This is a genomic window from Microcoleus sp. B4-C2, from assembly GCF_036705265.1.
Lineage (GTDB): Bacteria > Cyanobacteriota > Cyanobacteriia > Cyanobacteriales > Microcoleaceae > Microcoleus.
The window spans coordinates 1-8,648 of sequence record NZ_JAUBUB010000155.1 but is presented as its reverse complement, the minus strand read 5'-3'; the positions used below and the strand labels follow the sequence as shown (position 1 = coordinate 8,648).

The 8,648-nt window shown below is 50.4% G+C and carries 3 protein-coding genes; all 3 read left to right on the top strand.

Going from position 1 to position 8,648, the window contains the following annotated elements; genetic code table 11:
- The first annotated feature begins 230 nt into the window (after positions 1 to 230).
- Positions 231 to 551 carry a DUF6464 family protein gene (locus QUB20_RS27370; RefSeq protein WP_333251129.1) on the top strand — a complete coding sequence of 107 codons (321 nt, stop codon included), beginning with the start codon at positions 231 to 233 and terminating at the stop codon, positions 549 to 551.
- Positions 552 to 1,604: 1,053 nt separating this feature from the next.
- On the top strand, positions 1,605 to 2,879 hold the full coding sequence (gene iscB / locus QUB20_RS27365; protein ID WP_333251127.1) for an RNA-guided endonuclease IscB: 1,275 nt from the start codon (positions 1,605 to 1,607) through the stop codon (positions 2,877 to 2,879).
- Positions 2,880 to 3,763: 884 nt separating this feature from the next.
- A partial coding sequence (locus QUB20_RS27360) for a DUF4347 domain-containing protein (protein ID WP_333291797.1) occupies positions 3,764 to 8,648 on the top strand: 4,885 nt, incomplete at its 3' end.

The window sequence follows — 8,648 nt, the reverse complement described above, 5'->3', positions numbered from 1 at the left end:
CGTCCCGCCCGTCTTTTTTGGACGGGCGGGACGCCCATCCCACAATAACAATTAAAATTGTAAGTTATTTAATTCGCCCTCCTCAGCAGCCAGCTAACGGTTAACACAGGGGCGGCCTAGTTTGAGAATTGATCGGGAACTTTTCTTATTTAAAACCGTCTTTTAGGCGAGGATTTTCTATTGCCATCGCCTAAATCAAAAAACATATTCTCCACATCAGCTCTGAAAAAGTGCTAACTGCTCTCCTAATTATTTTCATAGGTTTAGCTCCCTCGCTGCTGTCTTTGTGGGTGATGCGCTATGCCCAGAGCCAAGCCCGCGATAGAATTGCAGCCGCCAGACTTGCGGTAGCGAATAGACCAATCCGAACTCAACTACCAACTGCCGATCGCACTTACATCCAAAGCCTCGGTTATTCGATCGGCGATATCACTTGCGAGTATAACGCCCGCTCTAATTACATTCGCTGCGCTGTCAATCCTTCTGGGCCCTGTCAAGATTGTCGGTACTACCAAGCCCGAACCCTTGACGCTCGCGGTGAAAAGATATAGCTTATATTGGTGCTTGTATCTACGTCTATTTGCGGATGTAATAATCAATGAGTTAATATGTACTTACGTGTAAGGATTATTGTTGAAGCTTGTTTTGGACGACCCACGCCCAAACTCAGCACGTAAAACCTAATCAAGCATTATTGCTTGGTTACAGTTGCCATAACTGGCAGATTGCGATCGGTGTTTTTCTAGTTGATGACTTACGATCAGAAACCAGGTTTAGATGATAAATTTTGGTTAGACGACGAGAAATCTAGTCATAAATTGGTTTTCCTGTCTCCTGAGCGTAACTCCTGCAGTTAAGAAAATTAGCCAACAAAAATCGTAAATAGCTGAGGCGCACATCTCCAAATCCGTTTCTCCAAAACATCATGAAAAATTCTGCACGAAACATTGTCCCGAGCATTTATCTTAAACAGAAACCAGCTCGAAGACTCGTTTCTTGACAGTTTGAGAATTTGCTTGTGGGGAGCACTAATCTGTTTTTGCGATCGTAGCGAAACAGTCTCAAACCTAGATTGCTATGTCCAGACTCCAAGTCATGAATTTTTAAGAAGCTTCGTCGATACAGGGTATGCCAATTTCAATTGAATCTCATATGTTGCACCATTTTCAAGAATAGGCTTTCTGGCCTGTTCCACAACAAGTGAATTTTCTTATGGGCTGGGCAGGAGAACCCCCCATAGAATGGTTATTGAGAATGGTAAAAGATATCAGTTGAATAACACTTCGGGCACAGTCGCCATAATTATGTGACGGCTATCACTCCCTAATTAATGTGTGGTTGCTATTGTAAGGAACCCCACGCTTAAAAGCGGGGGCTTTTGGGAAGTCCGGCTCGTTCCGAGCGGTTCAAGAAGAAAGCTCGAACCTTACCAGAGACAGGATTAGACCTCCGTTTTTTGAGTCATGATACCGGAGAATGCGACGCTAGTTTTCCGCTCTATCGCCAAAAGTTAAACAGGCTTAACGGGGTTAAACCAGTGCTTTTGACACAACAAGCTCATAAAACATTCTCGAAGCGAACTTTACCCAGCAATGGAGGACTTTATGTCTAATTTCGTTTTTGTACTTGATACCCAAAAACGACCGCTCAATCCAATCCGCCCAGGAATGGCTCGTAAATTGCTAACCACTGGCAAAGCTGCTGTTTTCAAAAGGTATCCATTCACGCTAATTCTCAAAGTAGAGGTAACGGTATCCCAACAACCCATCACTCTTAAAATAGATCCTGGCTCCAAAACCACGGGCCTTGCATTAGTCGAAGGAGAAAACGTAATCTTTGGTGCAGAACTAACTCACCGAGGTCAATCAATTAAAGCCTGTTTGGAGTCTCGCCGTTCACTGCGTAGAGGCAGGAGAAATCGCCATACTCGTTATCGAAAGGCTAGATTTCTAAATAGAACTTGCCCTAAAGGATGGCTGGCTCCAAGCTTGCAACATCGTGTCGAAACAATCCTGACATGGGTAACTAGATTAATGAAAGTCGCTCCCATTAGTTCTATTGCTCAAGAACTTGTGCGATTCGACTTACAACGACTAGAAAATCCAGAAATTAGTGGACTGGAGTACCAGCAAGGCGTTTTATGTGGTTACGAAATCCGCGAATACTTGTTGAATAAATGGGATAGGAAGTGCGCGTATTGTGGAGTTACGGATACACCGCTACAAGTCGAACACATTCATCCCAAAGCCAAAGGCGGATCTAATCGTATTTCTAATCTTTGCCTTGCTTGCGAAAATTGTAATACTCGGAAGGGAACTCAAGATATTGAGCAATTCCTCTCCAAAAAGCCAGAAATTTTGAAGCGAATTCTATCTCAAGCAAAGCGGTCTTTAAAAGACGCAGCAGCAGTCAATTCAACTCGCTGGGCGTTATTTAACCGACTTCGTATGAATGGCTTGCTTGTTTCTACAGGCAGTGGTGGTCTAACAAAGTTCAACCGCACTCGATTAAATTTAGCTAAAACTCACTGGTTAGATGCTGCTTGTGTCGGCAAAGTCGAAGAATTAAAAGTGCTGACTTCTCAACCGCTGCTAATTAAGGCAGCAGGACACGGTACTCGACAAATGTGCGGCACAGATAAGTTTGGCTTCCCAATTCGTCACAAGTCGAGAAAGCAAATCCATTTCGGCTTTCAAACTGGCGATATTGTCAGCGCTACCGTCACAGCAGGCAAGAAGGTCGGCACCTATGTGGGACGAATTCTTTGCCGCGCATCCGGTTCGTTCGACATCGCCACAACGACGGGAAGAGTAGCAGGAATTAGTCATAAATATTGCAAATCTATTCACAAAAAAGATGGCTATTCCTATGGATTTTAATTCAAGGCGACTGAAGTCGCAGCCGCTTTCCTCCCCATGTCTAAAGCCAGGGGCTTCTCGCTCGTTTTCTGGTGAACAGGGCTTGCACAGCCAAACCAAAGAAACCGAGTTGTTTACCGGGAGCGAGGGCTGCAAAGAAGTCTTTTCGTCCCTCAAACCAGGTTTATACGTCTAGAAATAGTGAGTTTTATCTGCCAAGTAAAGTGCATTAGACGAGGTACAGAAAAGCTCATCAAGTAAATTCTTGAGAACTCGTGTTCTTATCTACTGCGCGAGGTAAGAGCTGTGTAACAGATACACTCGCGATCCTAAAAGAAAAAAGTCGAAGGCAAAATATCACCCGATAGAGAGATTATTGGGATTTAAACACCAAATCCTCAGTTCTTCTGCCGGCGCTATTTGCAATGCTATTAAATATTCATATAGCACTGCTTTGTGCTGAGTAAAATTGGCTTTTTGCTCTGAATCTAAGTCAAGCAGCAGAGCCTCTTACTCTGCAATTAAGCCTTTTAAATAGGTGATAATAATCATCGGGAAATGGGTATATCATATACAATTAGTGAGACTATTTTACCATGCAAAGCATCTGCAACAAACCAATTTTTATCGCCCCAAAAATAGGTGAGTCCACCACAAGGATTGGGGGCGCAAAATCCCGAACAACAGTAACTTATCATCAGAAAAAACCAATAAAACAAGTAAAAACAGTAGGGGCAATCCCCCCGTGGTTGCCCCTGTCCCAGAAAATTCGTGGCGGCACGAGAATTGGGCATCCCCACAGAGAATTTTTACGAGCAACCGTAAGGGAAAACCCCCCGTGGTTGCCCCCTCGGACTGTAAAAAATGTACTGTTTCTCGATGCCAGAGTAGAGAACTGCGAGAGCTTGGCAAGAGGAGCAACAGCCGATACAGAGGTATTTGTACTGAACTCGACGGGGGATGGAGTCGAGCAAATTACTAGAATTTTGGCTAATTGCAGCGATTTAGACAGCCTTCAGATAGTTTCTCACGGTCGAGAAGCTCTGGTGCAGCTAGGGTCGATCGAACTCTGCAACGACAACCTACAAACCTACAGCCATTCGTTACAGCAGTGGAGAAAAGCCCTCAGCGAGAGAGGAGATATCTTGTTATTCGGGTGCAGCGTCGCAGCGGGGGAAAGCGGCGAAGCCTTCGTGCGGCAGCTAAGCTTGATGGTCGGTGCAGATATTGCAGCTTCCGACAACTTGACGGGGAGTGCGGCCCTCGGCGGCGACTGGCAATTAAAATTTGCGACAGGGGAAATAAAGGCGAGAATCGCCATTGAAAAAGAAGTCCTCGAAGCCTACCCTTACGCCCTCGGCACATTAGTTAACGAAACTTTCAAAAACTCCACAGTTAGGGGGCCTTGGATTTACGGGGGAAATGACGGGGCACTGTTCGATCCCAGCAGCAACGATCCAGCAGCCGATCAACTTATCCCCGGCATTACCGGAGGCACAGTATCCGGCGTACTTCCGGCTTTGGGCGGTGCAACTCCCGGCGATGGCGCTCTGCGATTAACTCCAGCAGTAAACCTTCGGGAAGCCTTCGTCATCTACAACAACCCCATTCCTTCAACCGACGGTCTCAGAGTCCAGTTTGATTTTTATTCTTACGGTTCAAGGGAGCAAGCTAATGCTCCGCAACCATTTATTAGCCCTCAGCCAGGGGACGGGCTGGGTTTCTTCTTGATTGACGGCACTGTTAGCCCAACAAGGACTGGGGGTTATGGCGGTTCTGTCGCTTACGCTCCACGAACGGGTATACCCGGTATTGAGGGAGGTTATTTAGGCATTGGGCTTGACGAGTTTGGCAATTTTTCAACATCCACAGAAGGGCGGTCGGGTCCTGAGCCACCCCCGATTCCCGGCTCCTCTATTGGTTCTTTCAGACCAGATTCAGTAACTGTTAGAGGAAATCAAGCAAACGATTATCGGTTTTTAACAAATGCGATCGTTCCCTTCGGCATCGATAACATTCCTACGAGTATTAACTTTATCGGCCCTCCCGGCACCAGTTTTAATTTCAGCAATACGTTCACGAGCGATCGCAATTTAGCCAAAAGATCCGTTCAAATTACACTGAATCCATCTAACGATCCGGTCAATCCCTCTCGCCTCACCGTGGCCTTCGATGCAAATTTCGACGACATCTACGAAACTACATTGATCGACATCCGCAACTTGGCCACCGAAAACGGCCGGGTACCGCCAATTTTGAAATTTGGTTTTGGCAGTTCCACAGGAAGCGCCAACAACATTCACGAACTTCAAAACCTGGTAGTTGAAACTATCAATCCTCCCAGTATCACCGCTGAGGTTGCCACTATCAAGACCGGCCCGCAGTTCGTCAAGCCCGGAAGCAGCATTACCTACACGATTACTACTGTAAACAGGGGGCCAGCGCCCGCTACAAATGTCCTGATTCAAGACGAAATACCTTTTGAAATGCTGCGTCCGGGGGGATTGCCGCCGGTTCTCACTGCCTCCAACAATGGCACTTATGTGAACGAAACGAAAGCTGTCACCTGGCCGTTAATTCCGGTTCTCAATGCGGGTGAGACTTTGACTTACACCCTGACTATTGATTTGCCGCCCGGTTTAACCAGCGGTAGCAGTTTTGCCAATGTTGCATTCAGCAATAGCTCGACTTTCGACCCCGATCTGGGCAACAACAGCGGTGTACTCGCGCCTGGGCAAATCGAGGGGCCTGGTGTAGTCTTTACCACTGTTGTCGATACAGTCGCAGATTTAGTTACTACCAAAAGTGGGCCTGTGACTACTTCGGCCGGGTCAAGCGTCGCCTACACATTGACTACGACTAACATGGGGCCAGACCCCGCTGCCAATGTGACCATCACGGACAGCATTATTCCGGGTTTAACAGGAGTCAGCGTATCGGATGGGGGGAGTTACGACCCAGTTTCCGGCATTGTCACCTTCCCAGCATTGACAACCCTGGCAAATGCAGCTACTGCGACCCGCACCGTCAGTTTCATTGCCCCAGCCACCCTTACCGCCATCAGCAACACGGCCCGGAGTAGCGCGGCGACTTTCGATCCGATCGCCACTAACAACAACGGCTGGGCGACCAACAAAGACGGCACTCCCACTAACTCTACGGTTACGACAAGTATTGCGCCCAACGCGGATCTTGTTACCACGAAAACCGGATCTACGAGTGCTACTGCCGGTAGTTCGGTCAGCTATACGATCGCCACAGTCAACTTAGGGCCGAGTCCAGCAGAAGCTGTAACCATCACTGACAGCATAGTTCCGGGGTTAACCGGAGTCACGGCATCTAACGGTGGCGTTTACGATCCAGTGACGGGGATTGTCACCTTTGCGCCCGTGGCAATAGCCCATAAGGAGACAGTCACCCGGACGATCGGCTTCACAGTGCCGCCCACCCTAACTTCCATCAGCAACACGGCCAGAAGTACCTCCATCACTCCCGACTCCACTCCTGCCAACAACAACGGTACAAACCCCAACGCCACCGTCATTACCTCGATCGAGGCTGTGGCCGATATTGTCACCCAAAAAACGGCTCCGGCCAGCATCGAGGTGGGCGACACGCTACTTTATACAATTACTACTACCAACAACGGGCCTAGTCCCGCGACCAACGTAGTCATCACCGACAGCCTAATTCCCGGCTTAACTAATGTCAGGATGTCCGATGGCGGAACCTACAATCCTGCCACAGGGGCGATCGATTTCCCAGCGATCGCGACTTTAGCCAGCGGCAGCAGCGTCACCCGCAGCCTGACTTTTGTACCGCCGTCTACCCTGACGAGCATCACCAACATTGTCTTGAGTCGATCGGACACTTTTGACCCGGACTTGACGAATAACGACGGCTCGACAGTCGCATTGCCCGGTCAGGCGGGGGGGCGAGTCGTTACTGCGATCGAGGCAGCCCGCGCCGACTTGGTTACGTCCAAGAGCGGTCTCACATCTGCTCCTGCGGGTAGTTCCGTGACTTATACTATAACTACCGCCAACAATGGGCCGAATGCTGCTGAAAACGTAGTGATTACAGACAGCATCATTCCCGGTTTAACGGGAGTCAGCGCATCCGATAACGGCACTTACGACCCAGTGACAGGGGTTGTCACCTTCCCAACAATTCGCAGTTTGACTAGCGGCAGCAACATCAACCGCGAGGTAACAGTAGTCATTCCAGCGATCGGCACCATTAGCAATACTTCCCAGAGTCGATCGACCACTTTCGATCCCGACCCCAGCAATAACAACGGTTCCGAGTCCAGAGCCACTGTCACCACCGCCATTTTACTCGCTCCGCCTTCACCCAACAAGCTTCCGTCAGCCGACAGCAGCAATGTGGCGATCGGGCCCAACAGCGTTGTCCAAATTAGCGGGATCGGAGGCAGAGACTCAGACGGCACAGTGGTTGCATTCACCATCAGCACCCTGCCGCCGGCAAATCAAGGCATCCTGTTCTTGGGCGACCCCGCAACCGGGGGAGTCGCCGTCACGGCAGGTCAAACCCTGACAGCCGAGCAAATGACGCAGTTATTCTTCCAGTCGGCCGGCAATTTCACAGGGGCTAACTTTACCTACAGCAGCAGGGACAATCTCGGTGGCATCAGTCCTGCAGCCACCGTTTCTCTGGTCTCACTGGCGTTCAACTACCCGCCGGTACCGACAAACTTCAGCAAGACACTGGCGCCAAACAGCACAGTCAACCTCACAGGGCTCACGGCAAAAGACCTCGACGACTCGATCGAATTCTTCACTATCAACACCCTGCCGGCAGCAAATCAAGGTGTCCTATTCTTGGGCGATCCCAGCCAGGGACTCCGGGTCACGGCAGGCCAAAGACTTAGCGCAACTCAAATCAGCCAGTTATTCTTCCAAGCAACCAGCGAATTCACAGCCACCAACTTTACCTACAGCGCCACAGACAGCCGCGGCGCCATTAGTCCAGCCCCCGCTACAGCCTCCCTGCGAGGACTATTACCTCCCACCGACGGGCCACCCGTCGCCAACAACTCCAGCGTCGCTTTGTTGGTGGAAACAACCGTGAACATCCCCGGACTCGGAGGAACCGACCCAGACGGGACGGTGGTTTCCTTTACCGTAAACACCTTACCACCAGCCAATGAAGGCACGCTGTTCTTGGGTGATCCCAGCCAAGGAGTGCGGGTCACGGCAGGTCAAACCCTGACAGCCGAGCAAATTACCCAGTTGTTTTTCCAGGCGTCCGGCAATTTCACAGGGGCAAACTTCACCTACAGCGCTACAGATAACCTCGGCGCTACCAGTGCGGCAGTCGCCACTGTCTCTCTCATTCCCCTTAAGGAACCGATACCCGTGCCGACACCCGCGCCGATACCGGTGCCGACACCACCAACACCGACACCCGCGCCGATACCGGTGCCGACACCACCAACACCAACACCCGCAGCGGAACCAACACCACCCGTCCCTGCGCCGGAACCAACACCCGCGCCCGCGCCGGAACCAACACCACCCGTCCCTGCGCCGGAACCAACACCCGCGCCGGAACCAACACCCGCGCCGGAACCAACACCAACACCAACACCACCCGTCCCTGCGCCGGAACCAACACCAGCGCCAGAACCAACACCCGCGCCGGAACCAACACCCACACCACCAACACCAACACCACCCGTCCCTGCACCCGAACCAACACCCGCCCCAGAACCAACACCACCAACACCCACACCCGCCCCAGAACCAACCCCCATATTCAACCCAGTAG